Genomic DNA, 24,722 nt, shown 5'->3' with positions numbered 1-24,722 from the left:
TCGACGACGAACGAACAAAGTGGGCGACCCTCGGGTCGCCCGCTTTCTCGTGTGTCGGGGGTTAGTGCGCCTGCATCTCGCGGATTCGCGTCATAACCTGGTCACGCAGGTCCTCTGGAGCGATCTCCTTGCAGGCCCGCTGCACCGCCTGGGTGAGCACGAGCCCGACCCGACGTTCGCCGTCGCAGTCGCCGCAGTTGGCGAGATGCTCGGCGATGTCGGTGGCATCCTCGGTCAGCAGCTCGTTGTGCAGGTATTCCTCGAGTTCGGCCTTGGCCTTCTCGCAGCCCCAGTCGGTCATTTCTTTTGTCCCTTCACAGAAACGCTCAGACCGCGTTCGTTCGCGTATCCGGAGAGCAGGCCCCGAAGTAGCCGTCTGCCACGGTGCAGCCGGCTCATCACGGTGCCAACAGGAGTCTTCATGATGTCGGCGATCTCCTGGTAGGAGAAGCCTTCGACATCGGCGAAGTACACCGCAAGGCGGAAGTCCTCCGGAATCGCCTGGAGAGCATCCTTCACCGCGCTGTCGGGCAGGTGATCGATGGCCTCGACTTCGGCCGACCGCGTCGCACGCCCCTGGGTGATCGACTCGGCGCCGCCGATCTGCCAGTCCTCGAGGTCGTCGATGGTGCCCTGGTATGGGTCACGCTGCTTCTTGCGGTACGTATTGATGAATGTGTTGGTCAGGATCCGGTACAGCCACGCCTTGAGGTTGGTGCCCTGCTGGAACTGCCCAAACGCGGCGAAGGCCTTCACGAATGTTTCCTGCACGAGATCGGCGGCGTCCGACGGGTTGCGCGTCATTCTCAGCGCCGCGCCGTACAGCTGGTCCATGAACGGGATGGCCTGCTCCTCGAACAGGTCGCGCACATCGGGCACGGCAACGGGCGGCGCGACGTCGGCCTCCGCGGCCGGTGTCTCGTTCGCGGGGCTATCGGGCGCGGAGGCCAGCTGGTCTTCACTCGGCGTGTTCATCGGGATCAAGTCTAGTTTGCGGCAACGGGCGCCTCCCTTCGGCGCTCCGTGGGTTGCAACGCGGTACCCTCGTCTGTCGGATGCGGGGCTGATGCCCGCTGCGGTGCTGATGCTCACGCGTGACCTCCGGTTCCTCGGGTGAATCCTCGATATCCTGTAACCGATGCAGGTATTCAACTATTCCGGGCCCGAGTTCAGTCCCTACGACGACGCGCGCGAGACATCCGACCATGAGCCCGGCCCCTGGGAGGCTCCGGTCGCCTCCGGCGCACTCTCGGCGACCGTGCGGCTGCCTGGCTCGAAGTCACTCACCAACCGGGAGCTCGTGCTCTCGGCCCTCGCCGACTCCCCCTCTACGCTGCACGCTCCCCTGCGCTCGCGCGACTCCGCCCTGATGATCGAGGCCCTCGCCTCGCTCGGCACCCGAATCGACGAGCTCGGCGCGGGCGAGTACGGCCCTGACCTCCGGGTCACGCCCGGCGAACTCGCGGGCGGAACCTCCATCGACTGCGGGCTCGCCGGTACCGTCATGCGCTTCCTCCCGCCCGTCGCGGCGCTCGCGCTCGGCCCGGTCGCCTTCGACGGTGACCAGGGCGCGCGCCGCCGACCGATGCGCACCACGATCGAGTCGCTGCGCGCGCTCGGCGTGGATGTGTCGGATGATGGCCGCGGCGCCCTACCCTTCAGCCTGTACGGCACCGGTGTCGTCGCCGGAGGCGAACTTGAGATCGACGCGTCCGCATCGAGCCAGTTCGTGTCGGGCCTGCTGCTCGCCGCACCTCGCTTCACGAATGGCCTGAGCCTGCGCCACGTCGGCGACTCGCTGCCGAGCATGCCGCACATCGAGATGACCATCCAGACCCTCCGCGCTCGGGGGGTCAGGGTGCACACCCCTTCTCCCGGACACTGGGTCGTCAAGCCGGGGCTCATCGCCGGGCTCGACGTCGCGATCGAGCCCGACCTTTCCAACGCCGCACCGTTCCTCGCCTCGGCGATCATCGCGGGCGGCACCGTGACGATCCCCGGCTGGCCCACGACGACGACGCAGGTCGGCGCGCACCTCGAGGCGATCCTGCCGCTCTGGGGTGCGACCGTGGCGAGGTCGAGCGACGGGTTGGTCATCGACGGAGGCGCCGGAGTCGTCGGCGGCGTGAGCCTTCCCGGTATCGACCTCGACCTCAGTGAGGGCGGGGAGCTCGCGCCCGTTCTCGTCGCGCTCGCCGCGCTCGCCGACGGTCCGAGCCGGATCACGGGCATCGGTCACCTTCGAGGTCACGAGACCGACCGGCTCGCCGCGCTGGCCGCCAACGTCAACGCCCTCGGCGGTGACGTCACCGAGCTCGACGACGGGCTCGCGATCGAGCCGCGGAGGCTTGTCGGCGGGCCCTGGAAAGCCTGGGAGGACCACCGGATGGCTCATGCCGGCGCGGTCATCGGACTGGCCGTGCACGGCATCCGCATCGACGACATCGGCTCGACAGCCAAGACGATGCCCGAGTTTCCCGAACTGTGGCTGCGCACCGTCGGCGCCGCGCCCTCGGCCCGCATCGACCCGCTGAACCTCTTCTGACAATGAGCTGGCTCAGCGAGGACAATGACGAGGACGAAGACAAGTACGCCGACTACGAGGCGAAGTCGCGGCCGAACCCCAAGGGAAACCGGGCGCGAACCAAGATTCGTCCGGAGCACAAGGACGCCGTCACCGGGCGTGTGCTCACGGTCGACCGTGGCCGCTACCTCGTACTCGTCGGCGAGGGCACCCCGGAGGAGCACGAGGCGATCGCCTCACGGGCGAGCGAACTGCGCAAGCAGCCCGTTGTCACGGGAGACCGCGTCGACCTCGTCGGCGACACGAGCGGGGTCGAGGGCAGCCTCTCCCGCATCGTGCGGATCCAGGAGCGGAAAACCCTCCTGCGGCGCAGCGCCGACGACAGCGACGAGGTCGAACGCATCATCGTCGCCAACGCCGACCAGATGCTCATCGTCGTGTCCGCCGCCAATCCCGAGCCGAGGCCCCGGCTCGTCGACCGGTACTTGGTCGCGGCATTCGACGCGGGAATCACCCCGATCCTGTGCATCACGAAGACCGACCTCGCAGACCCGACCGAGTTTCTGAAGAATTTCGTCGGACTCGACATCATCGTCGTGCAGAGCGCCGAGGACAAGTGGCCGCTCGAGACGCTCCGTGCGCTTCTCAGCGGGCACTCGACCGTCGCCGTCGGACACTCCGGCGTCGGCAAGTCCACCCTGGTCAACGCCCTGGTCCCCGACGCGAAGCGGGCCATTGGCCGGGTCAACACGGTCACCGGTCGTGGCCGGCACACCTCGTCGTCGACTATCTCGCTGCGGGTCGGGGACGGCTGGATCATCGACACCCCGGGCGTGCGCAGCTTCGGGCTCGGGCATGTGAACCCCGACAGCATCCTGCGATCGTTCACCGACCTCGCCGAGATCGCGCTCGAGTGCCCCCGCGGCTGCACCCACCTGCCGGGCTCCCCGGACTGCGCGATGATCGAGCAGATCGGGGCCGGTCGCCTCGGCGACATCGGCCGGTACCGCCTCGACTCGCTGCAGCGGCTGCTGTCGACGCTCGCCTGACTCCGCCGGCCCCGCCGGAGCCACGTCGTCGGGACGGCGCGCACAGCTGCCCTAACCTTGTGACGTGACCGACTACACGCTCCAGTCCGACCTACAGCTCGCCCGCCAGCTGGCGGACATGGCCGACTCCATCTCGATCGAGCGGTTTCGCGCCAACGACCTCCTCGTCACCATGAAGCCCGACATGACCCATGTGACGGATGCCGACAAGGCGGTCGAGGCCGCGATCCGCGGCGGGCTCGCCGACTCCCGCCCGAACGACGCGATCCTCGGCGAGGAGTTCGGCAGCGAGGCGGGCACCGACGCGGGCACACGGCGGCAGTGGATCATCGATCCGATCGACGGCACCGCCAACTATGTGCGCGGGATCCCGGTGTGGGCCACCCTCATCTCGCTCGCGATCGACGACGTGCCGGTGCTCGGCGTGGTGAGCGCCCCGGCGCTCGGCCAGCGCTGGTGGGCGGCCCACGGCCAGGGCGCCTGGACGAGCGAGCGAGTGTCGCAGAACGAGCATCGCGAACGGCGCATCTTCGTCTCCGGCGTCACCGAGCTCGCCGACGCATCCCTGAGCTACAACAGCCTCAAGGGCTGGGACGACTACGGCATGCTGGACCGCCTCGTCGAGCTCTCCCGCGAGGTGTGGCGCACGCGCGCCTACGGTGACATGTGGTCGTACATGATGGTCGCGGAGGGCATGATCGACATCGCGGGCGAGTTCGACCTCAAGCCGTGGGACATGGCCGCCATCGCCCCGATCGTCGAGGAGGCGGGCGGCGCGTTCACGTCGGCAAGCGGCATCCCCGGCCCCTGGCACGGGTCCGCGATCGCAACCAACGGTCACCTGCACGACGCCGTGCTGCGCCTGCTCAACTAGGCGGCGGCCCGCCCGAGCTCGGATGCGCCGACCCGCGCGGCGCTTGTCGCGGCCAGCCGCCGCGAGCGCAGGTCGAGAAGCGCGAAGGTGAGCGCCACGACCACGAGCCCGAGCGACACGAGCGCGCCGTTCCGGAAGCCGTCGTGGTAGATCGAGAGCGAGCTGGCCTGACCCTCCTCGCGGTAGAGCGTCGCGAAGAACGTCGATGACCCGGCCGCGACGCCGATCGCCGTTCCGACCCGCTGGCCGACCTGGCTCATCGATCCGGCGACGCCCGCCATCGCGACCGGCACCTGTGCGAGCGTGAGCGTCTGGTTCGGCGAGATGACGAAGCCTCCACCGGCGCCCGCGACCGTCATCGCCGCCGCCATGTACCAGGGCGACAGGTCCGGGGGCAACAGGATCGCGGCGCAGATCACGAGCACAAAGCCCACGATCACGCTGACGAGGCCCGCCACAACGAGCAGCCGGCCGTAGCGGTCGACGAGACGGCCGCCGAGCCACGATGTGAACGCCGCTGCGAGGGCGAAGGTGATGCCGACCATGCCGGCGAAGACCGGCTCGATGCCGAGACCCTGCTGCAGGTAGAGGGTCGCGATCAGGAACAGCGCCGGAAGCGCGCCGAAGTATGCGGTCGCGACGAGGAGTCCGTTGCGATAGGAACTCTCCCGGAACAGCGAGAACTGCACCACGGGCGACTTGCCGAGCCGGCGGTAGCGGCGCTCCCAGCCGATGAACATCGCCGTCGTCGCCGCGAAGGAGGCGAGCCAGAGCCAACGCAGCGGGTTGTCACTCGGACCGCCCGTGGTCAGCACGAACGGGAGCATGAGGCTGAACGTCGCCAAGCCGAGCAGCAGGATGCCGACGAGGTCGAGTTCCGTGCGCGCCCCGGTCTTCCTCCCCGTTGCGGGGAGTAGCCGGATCGCGAAACCGAGGGCGAGGATCCCGAGTGGCACATTCATCCAGAACAGCAGCCGCCAGCCATCCGTCGGTCCGCCGATGGCGATGAGCAGGCCGCCAAGGGTCGGGCCGATCGCGGTGGAGACGCCGATGGTGGCCCCGAAGATGCCGAACACGCGCCCGCGCTCCTTGCCGACGAACAGCTGCTGCAGCAGTCCGAGCACCTGCGGCATCTGAATCCCGGCGGCGATCCCCTGCATGGTGCGCGCGACGAGCAGCGAGGTGATGTCGGGCGCGATCGCGCAGAGCACGCTCGCGATCGTGAACGTGCTCAGCCCGATAATGAACATGAGCTTTCGGGAGTGGATGTCGCCAAGTCGGCCTGCCGGGACGAGCGCGAGCCCGAAGGCGAGCGCGTAGCCGGCGACGATCAGCTGCAGCTCGCTCGACCCCGCGCCGAGCGACTCCTCTATCGATGGCAGCCCGACGTTCACCTTCGAGAGGTCGAGGATCGTGAGGCTCGCTACGGCGACGCAGACGGCGAAGATCTGCCAGCGGACGCGGTCGGTCGGTGGCGCGGTGGAGAGGCGTGAATCAGACATGGGGATTAACCCAGTTATATACCGCGTTCCGGGGCATTGGCTGGCTGTCGCCTATCCCCCGGGGTCACTCCTCGGTGTCCTGCCGGACCACGATCGTCGGGGACACGATATTGAGCACGACGGTGTGACTCACCGATCCGAGCAGGAACCGGGAGACGCCGCTGCGCCCGTGGTTGCCGACGACAAGCAGGCCCGCCTCCTTCGCCGCATCCAGCAGGGACCACGCGGGCGTGCCGTGCACAAGCTGGCGGTCGATGGTCAGGTCGGGGTAGCGCGCAGCGACCGTGAGCAGCGAGTGCTCGAGGAGTTCGCGGTGCGAGTCCTCGAGCGATGTCAGAAACTCGTCCTCCGGGGCGTAGGCATCCTGCCAGGCCAAGGGCTCCTGCCACGCGTGGATGGCGCGGAGAACGCCGCCAGCGTGGGCAGCTTCTGCTGAGGCCAATTGAACGGCGGCAGCGGAACCACCCGATCCGTCGACCCCGACGACGACATCCGCGGAGCTGCGCAGGTCGCCCTCCGGGATGATCGCGACGGGGCCGTTCGCTTTCGTGGCGAGTCTCGTGCCGACCGACCAGGCGTAGCGGCGCCGTGAGCCGCTGCGCTTGCGGGTGCCGACGACGAGCATCGACGTCGCCTCGGAGAACCGGGCGAGTTCGGCGCTCGGGTCTCCCTGCACGAGCTCGCTGCCGATCGTGAGCCTCGGATGCCGACGCCGCACATCCTTGAGCTGGGAGTCGAGGGCGTCCCGCGCCGCATCGATCGTGCGTTCGGTCACGAGGTAGTCCCCGGACATGATCGTGTCGTCGAGAATCCGCACGAGCACGATGCTCCCACGACGGAATCTCTCGCGGCCGAGGGCCCACTCGAGGGCGGCGTTGGACTTCGCCGAGCCGTCAACGCCCACTATGGTTCTCTCGATCATCGCTCTACCACCCTCTGCTCGGTCGTGCCCCCACGGTTCCGAAGTGCAGCGAACCGCTCAAGTGCCGAAGGTCCTACCCGCGCCTCGTCGGGTGCGGGGCGCGGGTCTCGAGCTGCACTGCGACAGCCTGGGTGCGCCGTTGCAGGCCGAGCTTGCTGAGCATGCTCGAGACGTAATTCTTCACGGTCTTCTCGGCGAGCGAGAGCCGCGCTCCGATCTGCCGGTTGGTGAGCCCATCCGCAATAAGGGCGAGCACTTCACGCTCGCGCTCGCTGAGCGTCGCGAGCCGCGGATCCTCGTGGCCCTCATCCCGCATCCGGTCGACGACCCTGCGCTTGAGCGACGGGTCCATGAGGGTATGGCCGGCGGCGACCTTGCGCACCGACTCGACGAGGCCGCCACCGCGGATGTCCTTGATGATGTAGCCGGATGCACCCGCCATTACCGCGGCGTAGATCGCCTCGTCGTCGTCGTAGGCGGTGAGCATGATGCACCGGATGCCGGGGTCGGCGGAGAGCAGGTCCCGGCACACGTCGATTCCGCTGCCATCCGGGAGCCGCACGTCGAGTAGCGCGACATCCGGCCGGATCGCGGCGACCCTCGACCGGGCCTGGGCCGCGGTGGCCGCCTCGCCCACGACCTCGATGTCTGGCTCCGCCGACAGCAGATCTCCCACACCGCGGCGCACGATCTCGTGGTCGTCGACCAGAAACACCCGAACCGTCTCACCAATCATGCGCTGACCTCCTTGTCGGCCCCGTAGGGCGCGCTCCACGAGGCGACGGTATGCCCCTCGTCTGAATCGATAGTGAAGCTTCCCCCGAGCCTGACCGCACGCTCGCGCAGGTTTGCGAGTCCGCTGCGGTGCTGTGGGTCGGTGATGCCGACTCCATCATCGGTTACCTCGACCCCGACACAGCCGTCGAGCACCTGAACAGCGACGGCGACGTGCTCGGCATCGGCGTGCCGCGCGACATTGGTGAGCGCCTCACGGACGACTGCCACGACGTCTCCCGCGAGAGAACCGGTGATGACGAGGTCGACGGGGCCGGAAAAGCTCAGGCGCGGCGTCTCCGGCAGCCCAACGGAGACCTCGTTGACAACGTCGATGAGGCGATGCCTGAGCGTGTCGGGCTGATGCCCGCGCGTGCCGGACAACGCGAAAATGGCGGTGCGAATCTGCGAGATCGACTTGTCGAGGTTCGAAATGGCGGAGTCGATGCGCCCCGCACTCGCCCCGGAGGGCAGGGTGCCGACGACGCTCTGCAGCTCGAGCCCGGTCGCGAACAGCTGCTGGATGACGTGGTCGTGCAGATCACGCGCGATGCGGCTGCGGTCCTCGAGGATCATGATCAGCTGCCGGTCCGCCCTCGCCGTCGCGAGTTCCATCGCAACGCTCGCCTGCCCGGCGAAATCCGCCGCCATCCCGAGGTCGGCCTCGGAAAAGGAGTGGTCGCCGAGTCGGCGGGTGACGGTCAGCACCCCAAGCGCACGCCCCGACGCGAGAAGCGGCACAGCCATCGTCGGACCGAATCGGTAGTCCTCGTGCACGACGGAGACCGTCTCATCGCCCTCCTCGACCAGGCGCGGCTGGCGACCGACCATCACCCGCCCGGCGAGCGAGCCCGCGACGGGCACACGCGCGCCCTCCCAACGCTCGGAATCCTGTCCTCGCGCCGTGCCGACAATGAGATGGCTCGGATCCGAGGTCGGCACCATCACACACACCAGGGCGGCCTCGGAGAGGGTCAGTACCCGGGTCGCCAGCAGCGCGATCGAGTCGCTGAACTCATCCGAGAGCAGCGCGGCGGTGATCTCCGCCGACGCCGCTGCCCACGCCTGTCGACGCTTCGTCTCGGCGAATAGTCGCGCGTTGTCGATCGCGAACCCGGCGGTCGCGGCCAGCGCGATGACGAGCTCCTCATCCTCGGGAGTGAACGCCTCCGAGGTGCGGTTCGTGAGGTACAGATTGCCGTACACCTCATCGCGCACGCGCACGGGTACGCCAAGGAAGCTGTCCATCGGCGGGTGCCCAGGCGGAAACCCGACTGATCGCGGGTCGTCGTTGATGTGGCGCAGGGTGATCGGGTGCGGGTCATCGATGAGAGCGCCGAGCAGCCCAAGCCCCTCCGGAAGGTGGCCGATCCGCTCGACCGCCTCTGGCGGCATACCGGTGTGGATGAATTGCTCCAGCCCGCCGTGCGGGGCGATGACGCCGAGCGCCCCGTACTGCGCACCGACCAGCTCGACTGCCACCTCAACGATGCGCTGCAGCACAATCGGAAGATCGAGTTGCTGCACGACGAGCTGGTTCGCACGCAGCAGCGCGCGGAGCCGACCCTGAGTCGTCAGCACGTCGTTGGCGATTTCGACGAGCTCGCCCAGCACCCGGTCGAGGCCGTCTCGCGGGGCATCAGGGAAACTCAGGAAACCGTCCTGCTCCATCAGACCCCTCCAGAGAGTTCGAGTAGTCCCGAACACCACGCGAAGTCCGGCCCATCAGGGCCAGAGCCTATTCGCTTCTCCCTAGCGCGGACAGCCCCGGGCGGTCAGCCGCGGGGTGTGGTAGCACCTCGATAACCGCCGATCCGGCGAGGTTTCCGACGACAGTGAGGCAGGTGTCGTTCCCGCATCCGCCGCCGCTCGCTAATTGGGGACTTTGGTGCCTGTCGAACCCTGCTCGGCGGTGTCACTGTGGTGCAAAGGTCGGACGGAGAAACGCATGGGCACGATCGTGGTCGGGGTGGATGGGTCGACGCCCAGCCGGTGCGCGGTCGAATGGGGCGTGCGGCGCGCCGCCTCCACCGGGTCCGACGTTCTTCTCGTGCATGTCATGGACGACGACCCGAACGCGATCCGGTCGATAGTGGGCGGCCTCGCCGCTCCGCGGCTCTTCGTCGAACGCGAGGTCGAGCACGCACGTTCGCTCGAACCCGGCGTCGCGGTGCGCGGCGAGCTGCGGGTGGGCAGCCCCATGCGCGAGTTGTCCGCCGCGTCGGCCAGAGCCGAACTCGTCGTCGTGGGAACCCACAAGACCGGCTTCGTGCACGGCAAGGTCTTCGGCTCGCGAAGCCTTCAGCTCGCAGGGGGCTCGAGCGTGCCCGTCGCCATCATCCCGGAATCCCCCGTGAACGCCCGGCACGGAATCGTCGCGGGCGTCGACGAGTCTCCCGCCTCCTCTGCCGCGATCGAGTTCGCGGCGGCCGAAGCGCGCCACACGCGGCAGCCGCTCACGCTCGTCCGCGCCTGGGGCTGGTCCATGGGCTTCCGCAAAGAGCCGGACCAACAGCAGCGCCTCCACGACAATCGATCCGACGAAGTCGCTCAGGAGCTTCTCGCGACAGCGGCCCTCACCGCCGGTCATGACACCGTCGCCTACCGTCGAGTGGTGCACCGGCCCCCAGCCGAGGCACTCACCGCCGCCGCCGCATCCGCCGCCCTCCTCGTGCTCGGAAGCTCACGCCGGTCCGGGCCGGAGCGGATGATGCTGGGCTCGGTCAGCCACGACGTGCTCATCAACATCGCCGGGCCCACAATCATCGTGCACGCCACCGACCAGCCAGCGCCACTCGAGAGGAACCACCGTGAAGACAGTGATCGTGTACGAGTCGATGTTCGGGAACACCCACAGGATCGCGGGCGCAATCGCTGAGGGCTTGGGCCCGGGTGTGAGCGTCGAGGTCGTCGCGGTCACCAGCGAGCAGATGGATCCGCTCGGCGACGCCGACCTCGTCATCATCGGGGCTCCGACGCACGCACACAGCCTCAGCACACAGTCGTCGAGGAAGGAGGCAGAGGAGTGGGCCGCCGACCCGGAGCGGAACCTGCAGCTCGACCCGCATGCACCCGGGCGCGGGGTGCGGGAGTGGCTGGACTCCGAGCCTCCCCTTCCCCATCTCTACGCCGCGTTCGACACGAGGGCCGACATGATCCGCCTGTTCACCGGCGCGGCGTCGACACCGATCAACCGCATGCTCGGCAGGCGACGGATGGAGGCGATCGTTCCCGCCGAGAGCTTCGTCGTCTCGATGCACAACGAACTCGCCGGCGGGGAGGAGGATCGCGCCAGGGAGTGGGGACAGCGGATCGCGGAGGTCGCTGCCGAGCGCCGCATCGGTCATGAGAACTCCGGCGCTGAGGCTCAATAGCGCGTGACTGCTCCGTTGGTGGAGATGGGGGGAATTGAACCCCCGTCCACTGCTGTGTTTCTGTGCCTTCTACGGGTGTATCCAGTGAAATCGTTCTACTCGGCTCCGGAATTTGCCACTGGCACCTACTCCGACAAGCCCAGCCCTGGTTTAAGTCTCCCGGCGCCCCAAGGCGGAACGACGGAACAAGCTCTCTAAGATTGCGCCGGTGACCGGGTAGAGAGCATTCCCGGACCGACGGACTTCTTTAGTGCGCTCGCTTATGCAGCGAGGGCGAAGTCAGTGCGCTTTGAATTGGCACTTATATTTTGCAGAGATCGTTAACGAGATAACCCTGCATCCTCGACCCGCTTCTCACAGTTGCTCAGGCAATGTCGAAACCGATCATCCCCAAGGTGGTTACAGTCACGCGCTATTGAGTTGTCAATCGTGCTGCACCGAAAACGATGCAGCCCTCCATTCTAAGCCCCACGCGCCGAATTCACCAGCGTTCAGGAAGGTGAGAGGATGCTGGAGCAACACCGGCAACCCAGGAAGGGTCGACCAGCTATGAGCGAGACCGTCATCACCGTGCAGGGACAATTCTCCGCCTACTACCCGCCGGAGCGCGCGACGTTGTTCCTCGGAGTACACCTCGAGGGCAGCAACCGCGACGGGGTCTTCTCGGCCACGAACGAGTCGGCGGACCTCGTGCGCGGCCGCATCACCGGGGCGCACGACCGCGCCAGCGGGCCGATCACCTGGTGGGCGAGCGACAACGTGCAGATCTGGACCGAGAAGCCGTGGAACGCGAACGGCCTCCAGCTCGACCCCGTGTTCCACGCCCAGATCGGCTTCACCGTGAAGTTCAGCGACTTCGTGCATCTCGCCCGTTTCGTCGAAGACGTCGTGCCGGTTTCGGGTGTCACCGTCGATCACATCGAGTGGACGCTCACCGAGACCAGTCGGCTCGGCGCGCTGGCCGAGGTGCGCTCACGTGCCGTCAAGGACTCCGTCGCGAAGGCGACCGTCTACGCGCAGAGCATCGGCCTCGGCACCGTGCGGGCGATCGCCCTCGCCGACGAGGGGATGCTGAGCGACCTGTCACCGCGCGCCGGCCAAGGGCCCTCCGCGAGCAGCCTCCGCCTGGGTGTAGCCGCCGAGTCGGCCGGCCCCGAGCTCTCCCTCAAGCCGGAGGACATCGAGATCGCAGCGGTCATCGACGCGAGGTTCCTCGCGACCTGATCGTCCCGCTCCCTGCGTCGCCGCGGTGGGTCACCTACGGTAGTCAGTCGCCGAGGTGGCGGCGCGCGCCCATCGCGCGATCGGCCTCACGCTTGTCTTGACGTTCGCGCAGCGTCTGGCGCTTGTCGTACTCGCGCTTGCCCTTGGCGACCGCAATCTCGACCTTCGCCCGTCCGTCGCTGAAGTAGATCGAGAGGGGCACGATGGTGTAGCCGCCCTCCTTGATCTTGTTGTGGATCTTCAGGATCTGGGCTTTGTGCAGCAGGAGCTTCCGCTTGCGCCGGGGCGGGTGGTTGTTCCAGGTGCCCTCGTTGTACTCCGGGATGTGCACGGCATCCAGCCACGCCTCCCCATACTCGACGAAGGCGTATCCGTCGACGAGCGACGCACGCCCGGCGCGCAGCGACTTCACCTCGGTGCCCGTGAGCACGAGTCCCGCCTCGTAGGTGTCTTCGATCGTGTAGTCGTGGCGGGCCTTGCGATTGCTCGCCACTACCTTCTGGCCGCGCTCCCTGGGCACAATTGCCTCCGTTATCGTGGTTCGGCTTCGCCCGAACAGCCCATCAGTCTAGCTGTCGGAACCTGCACGGTTAGACCTTGAGGTATCGGTTGATCGCTACTCCCGCGGACGCCGCAGCCAGCACGACACCCAGGACGATCAGCACCGGTGCGACGATGAGCGCGTCGGTCATGCCGACCACGGCCGTGGTCGTCTCCAGCGTGGATCCGAGATAGCCCTGCACGAAGTACCGCACGATCGCGAGCACGGCGCCCGCCGCGAGGGTCGATCCGATCAGCGCGGCGATCACGCCCTCGAGGATGAAGGGGGTCTGGATGAAGCGGTTGGAGGCGCCGACGAGGCGCATGATGCCGAGCTCGCGCCGCCGGGAGAAGGCGGAGAGCCGAATCGTCGTGGCGATGAGCAGCACCGCCGCGATGAGCATGAGCCCGGCGATGCTGATCGCGGTGAAGCTTGCGGCATTGAGCGCCGAGAAAATCGGGTCGAGGTACTTGCGCTGGTCCTTCACCTCCTCTACCCCTGCGAGGGTCGAGAGGCTCTCGACGAGGGCATCCGACTGGGTCGGGTCTTTCAAATTCACCCAGTACGCCTCGTTGAGGAATTCGGGCGTGACGAAGTCGGCGAACTCGTTGTCCGAGAACTGCTCCTGATAGCGCTCATAGGCCTGCTGGTGGTTCTCGAACTCGTAGCGATCGATGAGCGAGGCGAGCGCCGGCGAGGCCAGTTGAGCCTCGACGAGCCCCTTCTGCTCCTCCGTCGCCTCGGCGAGGTCACAGTTGCCGATCTCGGATGAATCGGTGCAGAAGTACACGGCAACCTGCGCCCGGTCGTACCAGTAGCCCTTCATCTGGCCGATCTGGGACTGCAGGAGGATCGCCGCACCGACGAACGTGAGCGAAATAAAGGTGACGAGGATCACCGAGATGACCATCGAGACGTTGCGGCGGAGGCCGTTTCCGACCTCCGACATGATGAGGCCGAATCTCACTCTGGGAACCCCTTGGTGAGCGTGATGCCCTGCGTCTGGTATCCACCCTCGCGCTCATCGCGCACGACCTGCCCGCTCACGAGCTCGATCACGCGGCGCTGCATCTGGTCGACAATGCCGGCGTCGTGGGTCGCCATGATCACGGTGGTCCCGCTCGTCGAGATCCGCTCGAGCAGCGTCATGATTCCCGCACTCGTCGACGGGTCGAGGTTTCCTGTCGGCTCGTCAGCGAGCAGGATCGCGGGGCGGTTGACGATGGCCCTCGCGATAGCCACACGCTGCTGCTCTCCACCGGAGAGCTCATGCGGGAGCCTCGAGGCCTTGCCGGCGAGCCCGACCATCCTGAGCACGTCGGGCACCGCCTCCTGAATGAAGCCCTTGCTCTTGCCGATCACCTGCAGCGAGAACGCGACATTGGCGAACACCGTCTTCTGCGGCAGCAGGCGGAAGTCCTGGAAGACGACTCCGAGGTTGCGTCGGAAGTACGGCACTTTGCGGCTCGTGAGCCGGCCGAGATCCTGACCGAGCACGTGGATACGGCCCTTGCTCGGGTTCTCCTCCTTGAGGACGAGCCGCAGGAAGCTCGACTTTCCCGAGCCGGATGCGCCAACGAGGAAGACGAACTCGCCCTTGAGAATCTCGAGTGAGACCGAGTTCAGGGCGGGTCGCGCGTTCCCGGAGTAGAGCTTGGATACCTGGTCTAAAAGAATCATGACCCACCAAGCCTAGGCACCAATGCTGGCTATCAGCTCATCGACAGGCCCATCCGGTCGAACACCGACGGCCTTTCCCAGCGTGCGGTGGCGCCCAGACACCGCCCGTAGGCTGGCCGGATGACTGCGCGCGAGGCGAACGACTCCCCCGACGGCCCCACGATCCTCTGGTTTCGCGACGACCTCCGCCTCGCCGACAACCCCGCGCTGCAGGCCGCTGTGGAGCGGGGCGAGCCGATCGTCGCGGTGTACGTGCTGGACGAGGAGAGCAGCGGTATCCGCCCACTCGGGGCCGCCTCGAAGTGGTGGTTACACGACAGCCTCCTCGCGCTCTCCGTTTCGCTCGAGGAGATCGGCGGCGGGCTCGTGCTGCGGCGAGGCCCAGCGGCAGCCGTGATCCTCAGCCTCGTTGCCGAGACGGGCGCGGGCGCCGTGGTCTGGAACCGGCGCTACGGCGGCGCCGAGCGCGCCGTCGACACCGAGATCAAGCAGGCCGCAACGGATGCCGGGATCGACGCCCGCAGCTTTCAGGGGTCACTGCTGCACGAGCCCTGGACCGTGACGACACAGCAGGGCGGTAACTACTCCGTCTTCACCCCGTTCTGGCGCGCCTGCGTGGCGAAGGGCGAGCCCCGGCATCCGCTCCCCTCCCCCGACGCCATCACGCCCTTCGACGACGCCGTGGCGAGCGACGAACTCACCTCCTGGGCTCTGCGGCCGACCAGCCCGGACTGGGCCGGCGGCCTCAGCGACGCCTGGACACCGGGCGAGCACGGAGCGATCGAGCGGCTCGCATTCTTCATCGAGCAGACCCTCGACGACTACGCCGAGCACCGCGACGAGCCCGCCGTGCTCGCCACGAGTAACCTCTCCCCCCACCTCCGCTTCGGCGAGGTGAGCCCGTTCACCGTGTATCACGCCGCCGAGCAGGCCCGCCGCGGTGCCTCTGCCCGGCGGGCGACGAGCGCCACGAAGTTTCTCGCCGAGATCGGCTGGCGCGAGTTCAGCTACAACCTGCTGTTCCACAACCCCGAACTCGCGACCCGCAACTTCCGCCCAGAGTTCGATGCGTTCCCGTGGCCGGAACCGGATGCGCGGGCCCTGCGCGCCTGGCAGCGGGGCGAGACGGGGTTCCCGCTCGTCGACGCCGGCATGCGCCAGCTCTGGAAGACCGGCTACATGCACAACCGGGTGCGCATGATCGCCGCGTCGTTTCTCATCAAGAACCTCATGATCGACTGGCGGATCGGCGAGGAGTGGTTCTGGGACACCCTCGTCGACGCCGACCCGGCGAGCAACGCGGCGGGCTGGCAGTGGGTGGCCGGCTCCGGAGCCGACGCCTCCCCCTACTTCCGCGTCTTCAATCCTGAGCTGCAGCAGAAGAAGTTCGACCCCACCGGCGACTACGCGCACGAGTTCATCCCCGAGCTCGGCACCGCTGCCTACCCGCGGCAGATCGTCGACCTCGGCGAGACCAGGCAGGCCGCCCTCGCCGCGTTCGAGGCGGTCAAGCGCGGCGCGGCGGCATCCGCCCCACCCGCCGGCTAGCCCTGGTCGCGCTTGCGCCAGCGGATGCCAGCCGAGATGAAGCCGTCGAGGTCACCGTCGAACACATTCGAGGGGTTGTTGACCTCGTGATTCGTGCGCAGGTCCTTAACCATCTGGTACGGCGCGAGCACGTAGGAGCGCATCTGGTCGCCCCAGCTCGCGGTGATGTTGCCGGCAAGCTCCTTCTTCTGGGCCGCCTCCTCCTCGCGCTGCAGCACGAGCAGCCGGGACTGCAGCACCCGCAGTGCCGCCGCTCGGTTCTGGATCTGGCTCTTCTCGTTCTGGCAGCTCACGACGATGCCGCTAGGGAGGTGGGTGATGCGCACCGCGGAGTCGGTTGTATTGACCGACTGGCCGCCCGGACCGCTCGAGCGGAAGACATCCACCCGCATGTCACCCTCTGGGATCTCGATCGACTCCATCTGCTCGATCAGCGGCACCACCTCGACGGCCGCGAAGCTCGTCTGGCGCTTGCCCGCCGAGTTGAACGGGCTCATCCGCACGAGCCGGTGCGTTCCGGCTTCGACACTCAGGGTGCCGAACGCGTAGGGCGCATCCACCTCGATCGTCGTCGACTTGATGCCCGCCTCCTCTGCGTAGCTCGTGTCGAGCACCGTCACGGCGTAGTTGTGCTGCTCCGCCCAGCGCAGGTACATGCGCTGCAGCATCTCGGCGAAGTCGGCCGCGTCGACACCGCCGGCGCCCGCGCGAATCGTGATGACGGCGGCCCGGGCATCCCACTCGCCGTTGAGCAGCGTCTGCACCTCGAGGTCGCCGAGCACCCTCTGGATACTCGCGAGCTCCTGCTGCGCCTCGGCCACCGAGTCGGCGTCGTCGGCCTCGTTGGCCATCTCGACAAGCACCTCGAGGTCGTCGAGTCTCGACTCGATGCTCGTGATCTTGGCGAGGTCGGACTGTCGGTGACTCAGGGCACTGGTGATCTTCTGGGCGGCGGCGGGATCGTCCCAGAGGTCCGGTTCGCCGGCCTGCTCGCTCAGCTCCCGGATGTCGGACTCGAGTTGTTCGACGTCGACGACGGAACGGATGTCCGCAAACGTCGATCGAAGGGCGGCAATCTGGTCGGATATATCGAGCTCGCTCATGTCCGCCCCAGCCTACCGGTGCTCCGGCGTGGAGAGCCCGGAGAGTAATATCGGCCAGGCTATGACCACTGCCGCGCCGCCCTTCGACTGGCGCAAGATGGCCCTCCCCGTGTACCTGCCGACGCTGCTGTTCGCGATCGGCGAGGGCGCCATCATCCCCATCATCCCGATCGTCGCCGACGGTCTCGGCGCGACGCTGGCGATCGCCGGCCTCATCGCCGCGATGATCATGCTCGGCCACCTGATCGGCGACATCCCGAGCGGCTGGCTTGTCTCCCGCATCGGGGAGCGCCCCGCGATGATCGGCGCCGCCCTCGTCGCCATCGTCGGCCTGGGGATCGCGACACTCTCCCCCAACCCGGTCGTGCTCGGCCTCGGCATCCTGATCGTCGGAATCGCGACGGCCGTGTTCGCCCTCGCCCGGCACGCCTTCATGACAACCTTTGTGCCGCAGCCCTACCGCGCCCGCGCCCTCTCGACCCTCGGCGGCACCTTCCGTCTCGGCTACTTCATCGGCCCGTTCCTCGCGGCCGGCGTCATCGCGCTCACGGGATCGACCTCCGCGGTGTTCCTCATCCACATCGTCGGATGCGTCGGAGCCGCCGCCGTGCTGCTCCTGCTGCGGGATCCCGCAGCGACCTTCGGAGCGGGGCGGGCGGCCCACCACGCCCCGACTCCCGGCGAGGCGTTCGTTGCCGAGGAGGTGCGCGGGCTGTTCCGCACAATCTGGGAATCTCGACAGATTCTCACGAGGCTCGGCACGGGCGCGGCACTCATCGGCGCCCTCCGGGCCAGCCGCGCGGTGATCCTGCCCCTGTGGGCGGTGAGCATCGGCATCAGCGACACCAGAACGGCCATCATCATCGGCATCGCCGGCGGCATCGACTTCGCCCTGTTCTATGTGAGCGGCCAGGTGATGGACAGGTTCGGGCGGCTGTGGGCCGCGGTGCCCTCGATGGTCGGCCTCGGGGCCGGTCACCTCGTGCTCGCCGGCAGCGGGGCCCTGCCCGGCAACGTCGTCTGGTTCATCGCGGTCGCGATGTTCCTCGCACTTGCCAACGGTCTCGGCAGCGGAATCCTGATGACGCTCGGCGCCGACCTCGCCGACAAGCGGAACCCGGCGCCGTTCCTCGGCGCCTGGCGGTTCACCGGCGATATCGGCGGGGCCGCGGCCTCTCTCGTGATCGCGGCGGCGACGGCAGCGTTCTCGCTTGCCGTCGCGAGCAGCGTGATGGGCGTGCTCGGCCTGCTCGGCGCCGGCGTGCTGCTGCGCTACGTGCCCCGGTTCGTCCCCCGCGAGAGGCGCTGACGGGCGGGCGCGCACTCTCACGCGATGGCGCGTGCCCAGCGCAGGAGATTCGGCGACACACCGAGTTATTTGTCCGCGCGATTCGGCGCGTCGCCGCACCTCCTGCGATGCGCGCCCGCGAACGTGGACTCAGTCGCATCGCGTGGGGTGCCTCGGTCTACTTCCGGTTCTGGCGCTCGTATGCTCCGCAGCATCCGACCCCGCAGCATCCGACTCCGCAGCGTCCGACACCGCAGCATCCGACCCCGCAGCCCGACGGCCGTTGAGACGTCACGCGACGATCTTCCAGAAGGAATCCTTGCGGCTGATCTGGCCGTGACCGTCGAACTCGAGCAGGTCCAGGCCGCGCACCTCGATCCCCTGGCCCGAGAGCGACGTGCCCGTCAACGTCCACTCCGAGACCCCGACGCCGTCTGCACAGACCCAGTGCCGATCGTTGCCGTAGTGCACGTCGGGGATGCCCTCGGACCGTGTCGCGAGCCCCGCCCGAACCTCCTCCTTGCCCACGAATCTGTCACCACGAGGCTCCTCGCCCCTCGGCAGGCAGAAGACGCAGTCGTCGGCGAAGTAGCCCATGATGGCGTCAAAGTCATGGGCATTGAAAGCGTCGAGGAATCCCTTCAGCACTTCGCGTGTCACTTTTCCGCCCGTGCCTACAAGCCTCCCCGTGCCGCGCCGTAGTGTGCGATCACGCTCATGAAATCACCGCGCACGAGGGGAGCGCAAGGTACCCGGCCAGCGTTGCCCGTGCCGTCGACCGCTCGCCGCCGAATCGGTACCCTGAGCCGTGGTTTCTCCCGAGGCGATGCGCGCCTTCGCGCTCGTCTCGATCCCGCTGATCCTGCTGATCCTGCTGCCGGGGCCGAGCGTGCTATTCGTGATCGGCCGGGCGATCACTCTCACGCGATGGCGCGTGCTCAACGCAGGAGATTCAGCGACACGCCGCGTCATCCGTCCACCCGATTCGGCGTGGCGCCGAATCTCCTGCCATACGCGCGCATCAGCCGCCGTCACCCCAATGCTGGGCACCCTCCTCGGCGATGAGCTCCACGCACCCTATTCACTGCGCCCGTGCCGTCGACCGACGGCCCCTGAATCGATACCCTGAGCCATGGTTTCTCCCGAGGCGATGCTCGCCTTCGCGCTCGTCTCGATCCCGCTGATCCTTCTCCCGGGGCCGAGCGTGCTGTTCGTGATCGGGCGGGCGCTGTCACTGGGCCGGATCGGCGCCCTCCTGAGCGTCGTTGGCAACGCGCTCGGCTCGCTCGTCGCTGGCCTCGCTGTCGCGTTCGGCGTCGGGGTGGTCGTGCAGCAGTCGGTGGTCCTGTTCACGGTGCTCAAGGTGGCCGGCGGCCTCTACATCATCTACCTCGGGGTGCAGGCGGTCCGTCACCGCAACCCGGTGGCGGATGCTGACGCGCGCCGAATCGTCGTGCACAGCAAGCTGCGGCTGCTGCGCGAGGGATTCGTCGTGGGAGTCACCAACCCCAAGACCATCGTCTTCCTGATCGCGGTGCTCCCCCAGTTTGTCGATCACGGCGCCGGCGGAGTGCCCACCCAGATGGCATCGCTCGCCGCCGTGTTCATCGCGGTCGCGGTCGTGCTCGACACCGGCTGGGCCCTCGCCGCCGGCGCCGCTCGGGACTGGTTCGCCCGCTCGCCCCAGCGGCTGAGCCGGCTCGGGGCGACCGGCGGCGTGCTGATGGTTGGCATCGGCGCGGCGACGCTCTTCGTGGGCAACGGCAAGGACTGATTCACGCTCAGCCGAACACCGACCGTCCCACCGCAGTGACCTCCAGACGCAGCCCCTCCGGCACAAGCAGGCTGAGCAGTGGCGGGCGCCACCAGGCCGACAGGGTGACCGTGGCGCTGCGGCCGTCAAGGGTCTCGGCCTGCTCGACCATCAGCGACTCGAAGCGCGTCGTCGGGGCGACCGCGAGGTACTCGGCGACCGCCGCAGCGACCTCCGCCGAGTCGAGGGTCGGGCGGAATCCGGATGCCGTCGGCGTCACGTCCTCGAGCGCAAAGGACTCGGCCCCGGCGAGCGCCGCGCCGTCGGCGAGGCTGAACAGCCGGGACCGCTCGAGGTACAGGGAGGTGGCCGAGGCGCCGAGCAGCACGACGACGAGGCACAGGAACCCGTAGAAGATCGTGAGCAGCAGGATGGAGCCATCGTCGCTGGTGCTGCTCGCGCGGGTGCTCACGGCGCCGGGTCCGCTGTGAACCGCGAGACCCGCTGCGTTGCCGTCGCCTCGAGCGGGATGCCGAGTGGGGCTCTCAGGTCGAGAACGGACGGCACGAGCGGCAGGGTGACGACGACACCGACCGTCACCGTGACGGAGCCGAGCCGTTCGAGGCACTCCCCCGGCGTCGGGCTGCATATTACCGCGAGCTCATACTCCGCCCCCAGCCCGTGATCGGCGAGCCCGACCTCGACGGCCCGGCGGGCCGCAGCATCCGCCGCGCCCTCGTCGACGGCCTGCACGTAGACGCGGGCCGCCTGCCGTGCGGCGCCCTCGACCGCGAGCGCGCCGCCCTGCACCGCGGCGATCGCGAGTGTCAGGTAGATCAGCGGCACGAGCAGGATCATCCCCGTCGTGATGAACTCGAGCGACGCGGAGCCCTCATCCCGCGGTCCCCGCACCGCGCGCATCTCAGTCGAGCGTCTCGACGGCACCATGCCCGGTCACCTCCAGCATCCGGTCGGGTCCGAGAAGGCCCAGCAGCGGCAGCGGTGCCCGCACCGTGATGCTCGCCGCCGGATACCCGAGGAAGTCTCCGTATGCTGCCGTCACGTCGCCCGTGTAGGCGTCGCCGAGGGCCACCGAGAGCAGGTCGGTGGTGCGCCGCACCCCATCGGCGAGAGAGTTGTCGGCGAGCGCGGCAACCCGGGCACCCTCCCCGGCGGCATCGATCACGGTGTTGCGCACGTGCAGCGCAAGGCCGAACTGCATCACCGACAACGTCAGCACGGTCAGCAGGGCGCCGACGAGGACGAACTCCGCGGCCGCGGAGCCGGCATCGTCGCAGCACCGCACACGCATCTCGGTCAGAAGCTCGTGACGCGCTGGATCGCCTGCTCGAACACCCCGCTGAGCGCGGGGCCGGCAAGCGCCCAGATGAGGATCACCAACCCCGCGGTCATGAGGGTAATGAGCACCCAGCCGGGAACATCCCCCCGGTCGTCGCGGAGGCGATGGACTAGCCGTTCGCGGAGTCTGGTCATGGTGTCCCTTTCGGTTGCGGCGGTCAGAATCCCAGCTGGAGCACGAAGATTCCGGGGTAGATGGCGAAGACGATGGTGATCGGCAGGATGAGGAAGACCAGCGGCACCAACATGGCAACCTCCTTCTTTCCGGCCGTCTCGAGCAGGTCGCGCTTGGCCTCATCGCGAGCATCCTGGGCCTGCGCGCGCAACACTTCGGCGAGCGGGGTGCCGCGCTCGAGCGCGCCGACGATCTGTTCGACGGCCCGTGCCAGCGCCGGGAGCCGGATGCTGTCGGCGAGCTCCTGCAGGGACTGCGCGAACGGCAGCCCCGTGTTCACGGCGGCCACGGTCGAGGCGAGCTCCGCGGCCAGCTCGCCGCGGCTGATGCGCGCCACCCGGCGGATCGCGTCGAGGATCCCCTCCCCGGCCGACAGGCTGAGGGTCAGAAACTCCAGCACGGTCGGCAGTTCCTCGGTCATCCGCCTCACGCGTGCGGCTGCCGCGCGCTGCAGGAGATAGTCCCGCAGGAAGATCCCCGCGACGCCGCCGAACACCACGATCGCCACCTGCAGCCCGAGAGGAATCGCTCTGGCGACGACGAACAGCGCGGCGACACCGGTGCCGATACCGAGCCCGCCGAGCGCCCAGGCGAGCTGTTGCGAGCGGAAGGCATCCGGCCCGATCGTCGCCCCGGACTGGCGCAGCCGGAGGCGGATGCTGCCCGGGCCGCCGAGCGCGGTGCCGAGCAGCGCCCGAAGGCGGTCGATCGCGGGGCTGAACACGGTGCCGACGATGGGGAGCGGGTTGACGCTGCGCCGGGCGAGGAGCGCCCGGGCGCCGGGTGACACATCGACGAGGTACGGCGCGACCCGGTAGAGCAGGCGCGGGCGGTTGAGTTTCGGCACGACACCGAGCAGCGACCACAGCCCGAGGCCGAGCGCGAGACCGCACACGATCGCCCAGGCCACTATCGGCGTCAGCGGAACCATCGCTGCTCCTGCGGCATCCGCCCGATCCCCACCATCACCCGGTAGGCGACGACCGTGACACCGAGCCCTCCGACGATGATGGCCAAGCCGGCTGCCGTGTTGTAGGCCGCTGCGGCCTCCGGCCTTGTCGCGAGCAGGATCAGAATGATCCACGGCGCGGCGACCCCGAGCCTGGCGGCGTTCATCACCCAGGACTGCCGCGCCTCGACCTCGGAGCGCAGCGCCGCCTCCTGGCGCAGGTACGCAGCGAGGTTGCGCAGCACGGTCGTGAGCTCCGACCCGCCGACCTCGCGCGACATCCGCAGCGTCTCGAGCACGCGGTCGGCGACGGGGTCGGCGAGGCGACTCTTCAGCTCGTCGACGCTCAGTCCGAAGTTTCCGGTGGCCCGGTAGCCGCGCTCGAACTCCGCGAACGACTCCCGCACGGCGGGCGGGCTGGTGTGGGCGAGCGACACGACGCTGTCGGGCAGGGCCAGGCCCGATCGTACGGCCGACACGAGGTGGTCGACGATGTCAGGCCAGACGGCGCGGTTGGCCGTGATGCGCGCCCGAGCCCGGGAGGTGATGACGACCAGGGGAAGGGCAAGCGCGACGAGGGCGACGACGACGGCGAGCGCGAGGACCGGCACGACCGCGAAGGTCAGCGCGGCGGCCGCGATGGCGAGGATCACCGACACCGCCGCGAGCGCGGAGAGCGTGACATCGTGCAGGCCGGCCTGCTCGAGGCTGTCGCGCGCGCGCTGGAGCTGACGCGGTGCCGGACGCGTTTCCGCCACTCCCGCCGGCCAAAGGAACGGCGATACGGCGAGCAGCAGGCCAAGGCCGAGCGTCAGGCCGACGAGGATTGTCATCCGCCCGCTCCTGACAGCACCGCCGCGAGGTCGAAGCCACCGGCGGTGAAGCCTGCGGTCTTCGCGGGGTAGCTTCCCGTCGCCGCCAGCACGTGGTGCTCGAGCCGGAAAATCGTGCTCGCCTCGATGACCGTCCCCGTCACGACACCGCTCGGCGCAACGATCTCGGTGATCCGCCTCCGGCCCGACCGCTCGAGCTCGCAGTGCACGACGATGTCGACGACACCCGCGACGGTCGGCACCACGAACGAGGAGTCGATGTTGCGGCCCGCAAGCAGCGGCAGCGTCGCGAGCTTCGATAGCGCATCCCGTGCGCCGTTCGCGTGGATCGAGCACATGCCTGGGAGGCCCGAATTCAGGGCGATAAGCAGGTCGAGGGCCTCCGCCTCGCGCACCTCGCCGACGACCAGCCGGTCGGGACGCATCCGCAGGGCCTCCTTGATGAGCCGCCGCAGCGTGATCTCGCCCGTGCCCTCGAGGCTCGGCTGGCGGCACTGCATCGCGACGGTGTCGCGGGCGGCGAGGTCGAGCTCGAAGGTCTCCTCCACTGTGACGATGCGCTCGGCGGGACGCGCCACCGACAGCAGGGCGTTCAGCAGCGTGGTCTTTCCGCTCTGGGTGGCCCCCGAGACGAGGATGTTCTGCCCCGCGAGCACGCACATGCGCAGGAACTCCGCCGACTGGCGGGTGAGCGAGCCGAGCGCGACGAGGCGGTTCAGGTCGCGGATGCGGGCGGTGAACTTGCGGATGTTGACCGCCCAATACTTCTGCGTGACATCCGGGATCACGACGTGCAGCCGCGACCCGTCCGCGAGCGAGGCGTCGACGAATGGCGAGCTGAGGTCGACGCGGCGGCCGGAGGACTGCAGCATCCGCTCGACAAGATCGCGCACCTCGGTGCCGGTCAACTGGATATCGGTGAGCTCGGGCACTCCGCGGCGGGCGATGAACACCCGTTCCGGCCCGTTGATCCAGATCTCCTCGACCTCCGGATCGTCGAAGTGCGGCTGCAACACGCCGAAGCCGGTGATCGTCGCGACGATCTGGCGGGCGGCAAGGTCCTCGTCGGCGAGCATTGGCAGCGACCCGCCGAGTGCCCGCTCGCTGTATCGCTCCACCGCGTCGCGCACGTAGCGCCCGGCAAGCTCGCGGTCGCTGCCGAGGTCTACTCCGTCGAGACGCACGCGCTCACGCACCTGGTCGGTGATGAGGCTCAGCGCGGACGACATTGGGCCATCATGGGGGCGCGC

The 24,722-nt window shown here is 68.3% G+C and carries 28 protein-coding genes and 1 other RNA gene; 10 read left to right on the top strand and 19 right to left on the bottom strand.

Features of this window, described 5'->3' with window-relative positions; translation table 11 throughout:
- Positions 1-61: 61 nt before the first annotated feature.
- A complete protein-coding gene (locus tag BHD05_RS07570; protein ID WP_161885893.1) occupies positions 62-301 on the bottom strand; it encodes a zf-HC2 domain-containing protein in 240 nt (79 codons plus the stop codon).
- Positions 298-975, bottom strand: coding sequence for a sigma-70 family RNA polymerase sigma factor (locus tag BHD05_RS07565; protein WP_161885892.1), 678 nt, complete (start codon positions 973-975; stop codon positions 298-300). The genes BHD05_RS07570 and BHD05_RS07565 overlap by 4 nt, the downstream gene beginning before the upstream one ends.
- A gap of 163 nt (positions 976-1,138) precedes the next feature.
- On the opposite strand from BHD05_RS07565, the gene aroA reads away from it, so the two are divergent.
- From aroA to BHD05_RS07550, 3 genes are all read left to right on the top strand, one after another.
- On the top strand, positions 1,139-2,545 hold the full coding sequence (gene aroA, locus BHD05_RS07560; protein ID WP_161885891.1) for a 3-phosphoshikimate 1-carboxyvinyltransferase: 1,407 nt from the start codon (positions 1,139-1,141) through the stop codon (positions 2,543-2,545).
- Positions 2,546-2,547: 2 nt separating this feature from the next.
- Entirely contained in the window at positions 2,548-3,573 is a 1,026-nt protein-coding gene (rsgA, locus tag BHD05_RS07555; RefSeq protein ID WP_161885890.1) for a ribosome small subunit-dependent GTPase A, read from the top strand.
- Between the two features lie 118 nt (positions 3,574-3,691).
- On the top strand, positions 3,692-4,447 hold the full coding sequence (locus BHD05_RS07550) for an inositol monophosphatase family protein (RefSeq protein ID WP_236966736.1): 756 nt from the start codon (positions 3,692-3,694) through the stop codon (positions 4,445-4,447).
- On the opposite strand, the gene BHD05_RS07545 is transcribed toward BHD05_RS07550, so the two are convergent.
- From BHD05_RS07545 to BHD05_RS07530, 4 genes are all read right to left on the bottom strand, one after another.
- Positions 4,444-5,949, bottom strand: coding sequence for an MFS transporter (locus BHD05_RS07545; protein WP_161885888.1), 1,506 nt, complete (start codon positions 5,947-5,949; stop codon positions 4,444-4,446). The two genes, BHD05_RS07550 and BHD05_RS07545, sit on opposite strands and share 4 nt — an antisense overlap.
- A 64-nt stretch (positions 5,950-6,013) precedes the next feature.
- Positions 6,014-6,871, bottom strand: a complete 858-nt coding sequence (locus tag BHD05_RS07540) for a universal stress protein (protein ID WP_161885887.1) — start codon at positions 6,869-6,871, stop codon at positions 6,014-6,016.
- Positions 6,872-6,944: 73 nt separating this feature from the next.
- A complete protein-coding gene (locus BHD05_RS07535; RefSeq protein WP_161885886.1) occupies positions 6,945-7,607 on the bottom strand; it encodes a response regulator in 663 nt (220 codons plus the stop codon).
- A complete protein-coding gene (locus BHD05_RS07530; RefSeq protein WP_161885885.1) occupies positions 7,604-9,316 on the bottom strand; it encodes a sensor histidine kinase in 1,713 nt (570 codons plus the stop codon). Before BHD05_RS07530 ends, BHD05_RS07535 begins: the two co-directional genes overlap by 4 nt.
- 277 nt (positions 9,317-9,593) lie before the next feature.
- Here BHD05_RS07530 and BHD05_RS07525 point away from each other — a divergent pair, with 277 nt between their 5' ends.
- Positions 9,594-10,523: a universal stress protein gene (locus BHD05_RS07525; protein ID WP_161885884.1), complete on the top strand. Its 930-nt coding sequence runs from the start codon at positions 9,594-9,596 to the stop codon at positions 10,521-10,523.
- Complete coding sequence (locus tag BHD05_RS07520) at positions 10,456-11,019, top strand: flavodoxin domain-containing protein (protein ID WP_161885883.1); 564 nt, start codon at positions 10,456-10,458, stop codon at positions 11,017-11,019. Before BHD05_RS07525 ends, BHD05_RS07520 begins: the two co-directional genes overlap by 68 nt.
- Before the next feature lie 16 nt (positions 11,020-11,035).
- Here BHD05_RS07520 and ssrA read toward each other — a convergent pair.
- Positions 11,036-11,411: a transfer-messenger RNA gene (ssrA, locus tag BHD05_RS07515) on the bottom strand.
- A gap of 157 nt (positions 11,412-11,568) precedes the next feature.
- Here ssrA and BHD05_RS07510 point away from each other — a divergent pair.
- Complete coding sequence (locus tag BHD05_RS07510) at positions 11,569-12,243, top strand: SIMPL domain-containing protein (RefSeq protein ID WP_161885882.1); 675 nt, start codon at positions 11,569-11,571, stop codon at positions 12,241-12,243.
- Positions 12,244-12,286: 43 nt separating this feature from the next.
- Here BHD05_RS07510 and smpB read toward each other — a convergent pair whose 3' ends face one another.
- The 3 genes from smpB to ftsE all read right to left on the bottom strand — a co-directional run bounded on the left by smpB (position 12,287) and on the right by ftsE (position 14,464).
- The gene (gene smpB / locus BHD05_RS07505; RefSeq protein WP_161885881.1) at positions 12,287-12,763 is read right to left on the bottom strand and encodes an SsrA-binding protein SmpB; all 477 of its coding nucleotides are present in this window, start codon (positions 12,761-12,763) and stop codon (positions 12,287-12,289) included.
- Between the two features lie 70 nt (positions 12,764-12,833).
- Positions 12,834-13,751: a permease-like cell division protein FtsX gene (gene ftsX / locus BHD05_RS07500; protein WP_161885880.1), complete on the bottom strand. Its 918-nt coding sequence runs from the start codon at positions 13,749-13,751 to the stop codon at positions 12,834-12,836.
- A complete protein-coding gene (gene ftsE, locus BHD05_RS07495) occupies positions 13,748-14,464 on the bottom strand; it encodes a cell division ATP-binding protein FtsE (RefSeq protein ID WP_161885879.1) in 717 nt (238 codons plus the stop codon). The genes ftsX and ftsE overlap by 4 nt, the downstream gene beginning before the upstream one ends.
- A 120-nt stretch (positions 14,465-14,584) precedes the next feature.
- Between ftsE and BHD05_RS07490 the strand changes: the two genes are divergently transcribed.
- A complete protein-coding gene (locus BHD05_RS07490) occupies positions 14,585-16,012 on the top strand; it encodes a cryptochrome/photolyase family protein (protein ID WP_161885878.1) in 1,428 nt (475 codons plus the stop codon).
- On the opposite strand, the gene prfB is transcribed toward BHD05_RS07490, so the two are convergent.
- A complete protein-coding gene (gene prfB, locus BHD05_RS07485) occupies positions 16,009-17,115 on the bottom strand; it encodes a peptide chain release factor 2 (protein ID WP_161885877.1) in 1,107 nt (368 codons plus the stop codon). The two genes, BHD05_RS07490 and prfB, sit on opposite strands and share 4 nt — an antisense overlap.
- A 61-nt stretch (positions 17,116-17,176) precedes the next feature.
- On the opposite strand from prfB, the gene BHD05_RS07480 reads away from it, so the two are divergent.
- A complete protein-coding gene (locus BHD05_RS07480) occupies positions 17,177-18,424 on the top strand; it encodes an MFS transporter (protein ID WP_161885876.1) in 1,248 nt (415 codons plus the stop codon).
- Positions 18,425-18,694: 270 nt separating this feature from the next.
- On the opposite strand, the gene BHD05_RS07475 is transcribed toward BHD05_RS07480, so the two are convergent.
- Positions 18,695-19,063, bottom strand: a complete 369-nt coding sequence (locus BHD05_RS07475; RefSeq protein ID WP_161885875.1) for a nuclear transport factor 2 family protein — start codon at positions 19,061-19,063, stop codon at positions 18,695-18,697.
- A gap of 148 nt (positions 19,064-19,211) precedes the next feature.
- On the opposite strand from BHD05_RS07475, the gene BHD05_RS07470 reads away from it, so the two are divergent.
- Together BHD05_RS07470 and BHD05_RS07465 are read left to right on the top strand one after the other, a co-directional pair.
- A complete protein-coding gene (locus BHD05_RS07470; protein ID WP_161885874.1) occupies positions 19,212-19,532 on the top strand; it encodes a hypothetical protein in 321 nt (106 codons plus the stop codon).
- Positions 19,533-19,535: 3 nt separating this feature from the next.
- Positions 19,536-20,177 carry a LysE family translocator gene (locus BHD05_RS07465; RefSeq protein WP_161885873.1) on the top strand — a complete coding sequence of 214 codons (642 nt, stop codon included), beginning with the start codon at positions 19,536-19,538 and terminating at the stop codon, positions 20,175-20,177.
- A gap of 7 nt (positions 20,178-20,184) precedes the next feature.
- Here BHD05_RS07465 and BHD05_RS07460 read toward each other — a convergent pair whose 3' ends face one another.
- From BHD05_RS07460 to BHD05_RS07435, 7 genes are read right to left on the bottom strand one after another with little or no spacing between them, the layout of a single operon-like run.
- Complete coding sequence (locus tag BHD05_RS07460; protein WP_161885872.1) at positions 20,185-20,628, bottom strand: pilus assembly protein TadG-related protein; 444 nt, start codon at positions 20,626-20,628, stop codon at positions 20,185-20,187.
- Positions 20,625-21,104, bottom strand: a complete 480-nt coding sequence (locus BHD05_RS07455; RefSeq protein ID WP_236966705.1) for a hypothetical protein — start codon at positions 21,102-21,104, stop codon at positions 20,625-20,627. Before BHD05_RS07455 ends, BHD05_RS07460 begins: the two co-directional genes overlap by 4 nt.
- The gene (locus tag BHD05_RS07450) at positions 21,079-21,468 is read right to left on the bottom strand and encodes a TadE family protein (RefSeq protein WP_161885871.1); all 390 of its coding nucleotides are present in this window, start codon (positions 21,466-21,468) and stop codon (positions 21,079-21,081) included. The genes BHD05_RS07455 and BHD05_RS07450 overlap by 26 nt, the downstream gene beginning before the upstream one ends.
- Positions 21,469-21,473: 5 nt before the next feature.
- Entirely contained in the window at positions 21,474-21,650 is a 177-nt protein-coding gene (locus tag BHD05_RS15705) for a hypothetical protein (RefSeq protein WP_202614317.1), read from the bottom strand.
- A gap of 23 nt (positions 21,651-21,673) precedes the next feature.
- The gene (locus tag BHD05_RS07445; RefSeq protein WP_236966704.1) at positions 21,674-22,621 is read right to left on the bottom strand and encodes a type II secretion system F family protein; all 948 of its coding nucleotides are present in this window, start codon (positions 22,619-22,621) and stop codon (positions 21,674-21,676) included.
- Positions 22,609-23,472, bottom strand: a complete 864-nt coding sequence (locus BHD05_RS07440; protein ID WP_161885870.1) for a type II secretion system F family protein — start codon at positions 23,470-23,472, stop codon at positions 22,609-22,611. The genes BHD05_RS07445 and BHD05_RS07440 overlap by 13 nt, the downstream gene beginning before the upstream one ends.
- Entirely contained in the window at positions 23,469-24,701 is a 1,233-nt protein-coding gene (locus BHD05_RS07435) for a CpaF family protein (protein WP_161885869.1), read from the bottom strand. The genes BHD05_RS07440 and BHD05_RS07435 overlap by 4 nt, the downstream gene beginning before the upstream one ends.
- Between the last annotated feature and the right edge of the window lie 21 nt (positions 24,702-24,722).

The organism is Marisediminicola antarctica (assembly GCF_009930795.1).
Classification (GTDB): domain Bacteria; phylum Actinomycetota; class Actinomycetes; order Actinomycetales; family Microbacteriaceae; genus Marisediminicola; species Marisediminicola antarctica.
This window is presented reverse-complemented; position numbering and strand designations above follow the sequence as displayed.

Excerpts from the sequence above, each read along its gene's own strand:
- BHD05_RS07435 (WP_161885869.1), bottom strand. The coding sequence starts at position 24,701 with ATGTCGTCCGCGCTGAGCCTCATCACCGACCAGGTGCGTGAGCGCGTG.
- BHD05_RS07445 (WP_236966704.1), bottom strand. The coding sequence starts at position 22,621 with ATGGTTCCGCTGACGCCGATAGTGGCCTGGGCGATCGTGTGCGGTCTC.
- BHD05_RS07525 (WP_161885884.1), top strand. The coding sequence starts at position 9,594 with ATGGGCACGATCGTGGTCGGGGTGGATGGGTCGACGCCCAGCCGGTGC.
- BHD05_RS07565 (WP_161885892.1), bottom strand. The coding sequence starts at position 975 with ATGAACACGCCGAGTGAAGACCAGCTGGCCTCCGCGCCCGATAGCCCC.
- BHD05_RS07540 (WP_161885887.1), bottom strand. The coding sequence starts at position 6,871 with ATGATCGAGAGAACCATAGTGGGCGTTGACGGCTCGGCGAAGTCCAAC.
- BHD05_RS07450 (WP_161885871.1), bottom strand. The coding sequence starts at position 21,468 with ATGCGTGTGCGGTGCTGCGACGATGCCGGCTCCGCGGCCGCGGAGTTC.
- BHD05_RS07465 (WP_161885873.1), top strand. The coding sequence starts at position 19,536 with ATGGTTTCTCCCGAGGCGATGCTCGCCTTCGCGCTCGTCTCGATCCCG.
- BHD05_RS15705 (WP_202614317.1), bottom strand. The coding sequence starts at position 21,650 with ATGACCAGACTCCGCGAACGGCTAGTCCATCGCCTCCGCGACGACCGG.
- BHD05_RS07455 (WP_236966705.1), bottom strand. The coding sequence starts at position 21,104 with ATGGTGCCGTCGAGACGCTCGACTGAGATGCGCGCGGTGCGGGGACCG.
- BHD05_RS07510 (WP_161885882.1), top strand. The coding sequence starts at position 11,569 with ATGAGCGAGACCGTCATCACCGTGCAGGGACAATTCTCCGCCTACTAC.
- BHD05_RS07440 (WP_161885870.1), bottom strand. The coding sequence starts at position 23,472 with ATGACAATCCTCGTCGGCCTGACGCTCGGCCTTGGCCTGCTGCTCGCC.
- BHD05_RS07550 (WP_236966736.1), top strand. The coding sequence starts at position 3,692 with ATGGCCGACTCCATCTCGATCGAGCGGTTTCGCGCCAACGACCTCCTC.
- BHD05_RS07480 (WP_161885876.1), top strand. The coding sequence starts at position 17,177 with ATGACCACTGCCGCGCCGCCCTTCGACTGGCGCAAGATGGCCCTCCCC.
- rsgA (WP_161885890.1), top strand. The coding sequence starts at position 2,548 with ATGAGCTGGCTCAGCGAGGACAATGACGAGGACGAAGACAAGTACGCC.
- BHD05_RS07530 (WP_161885885.1), bottom strand. The coding sequence starts at position 9,316 with ATGGAGCAGGACGGTTTCCTGAGTTTCCCTGATGCCCCGCGAGACGGC.
- BHD05_RS07570 (WP_161885893.1), bottom strand. The coding sequence starts at position 301 with ATGACCGACTGGGGCTGCGAGAAGGCCAAGGCCGAACTCGAGGAATAC.
- BHD05_RS07490 (WP_161885878.1), top strand. The coding sequence starts at position 14,585 with ATGACTGCGCGCGAGGCGAACGACTCCCCCGACGGCCCCACGATCCTC.
- prfB (WP_161885877.1), bottom strand. The coding sequence starts at position 17,115 with ATGAGCGAGCTCGATATATCCGACCAGATTGCCGCCCTTCGATCGACG.
- ftsE (WP_161885879.1), bottom strand. The coding sequence starts at position 14,464 with ATGATTCTTTTAGACCAGGTATCCAAGCTCTACTCCGGGAACGCGCGA.
- BHD05_RS07545 (WP_161885888.1), bottom strand. The coding sequence starts at position 5,949 with ATGTCTGATTCACGCCTCTCCACCGCGCCACCGACCGACCGCGTCCGC.
- BHD05_RS07535 (WP_161885886.1), bottom strand. The coding sequence starts at position 7,607 with ATGATTGGTGAGACGGTTCGGGTGTTTCTGGTCGACGACCACGAGATC.
- aroA (WP_161885891.1), top strand. The coding sequence starts at position 1,139 with ATGCAGGTATTCAACTATTCCGGGCCCGAGTTCAGTCCCTACGACGAC.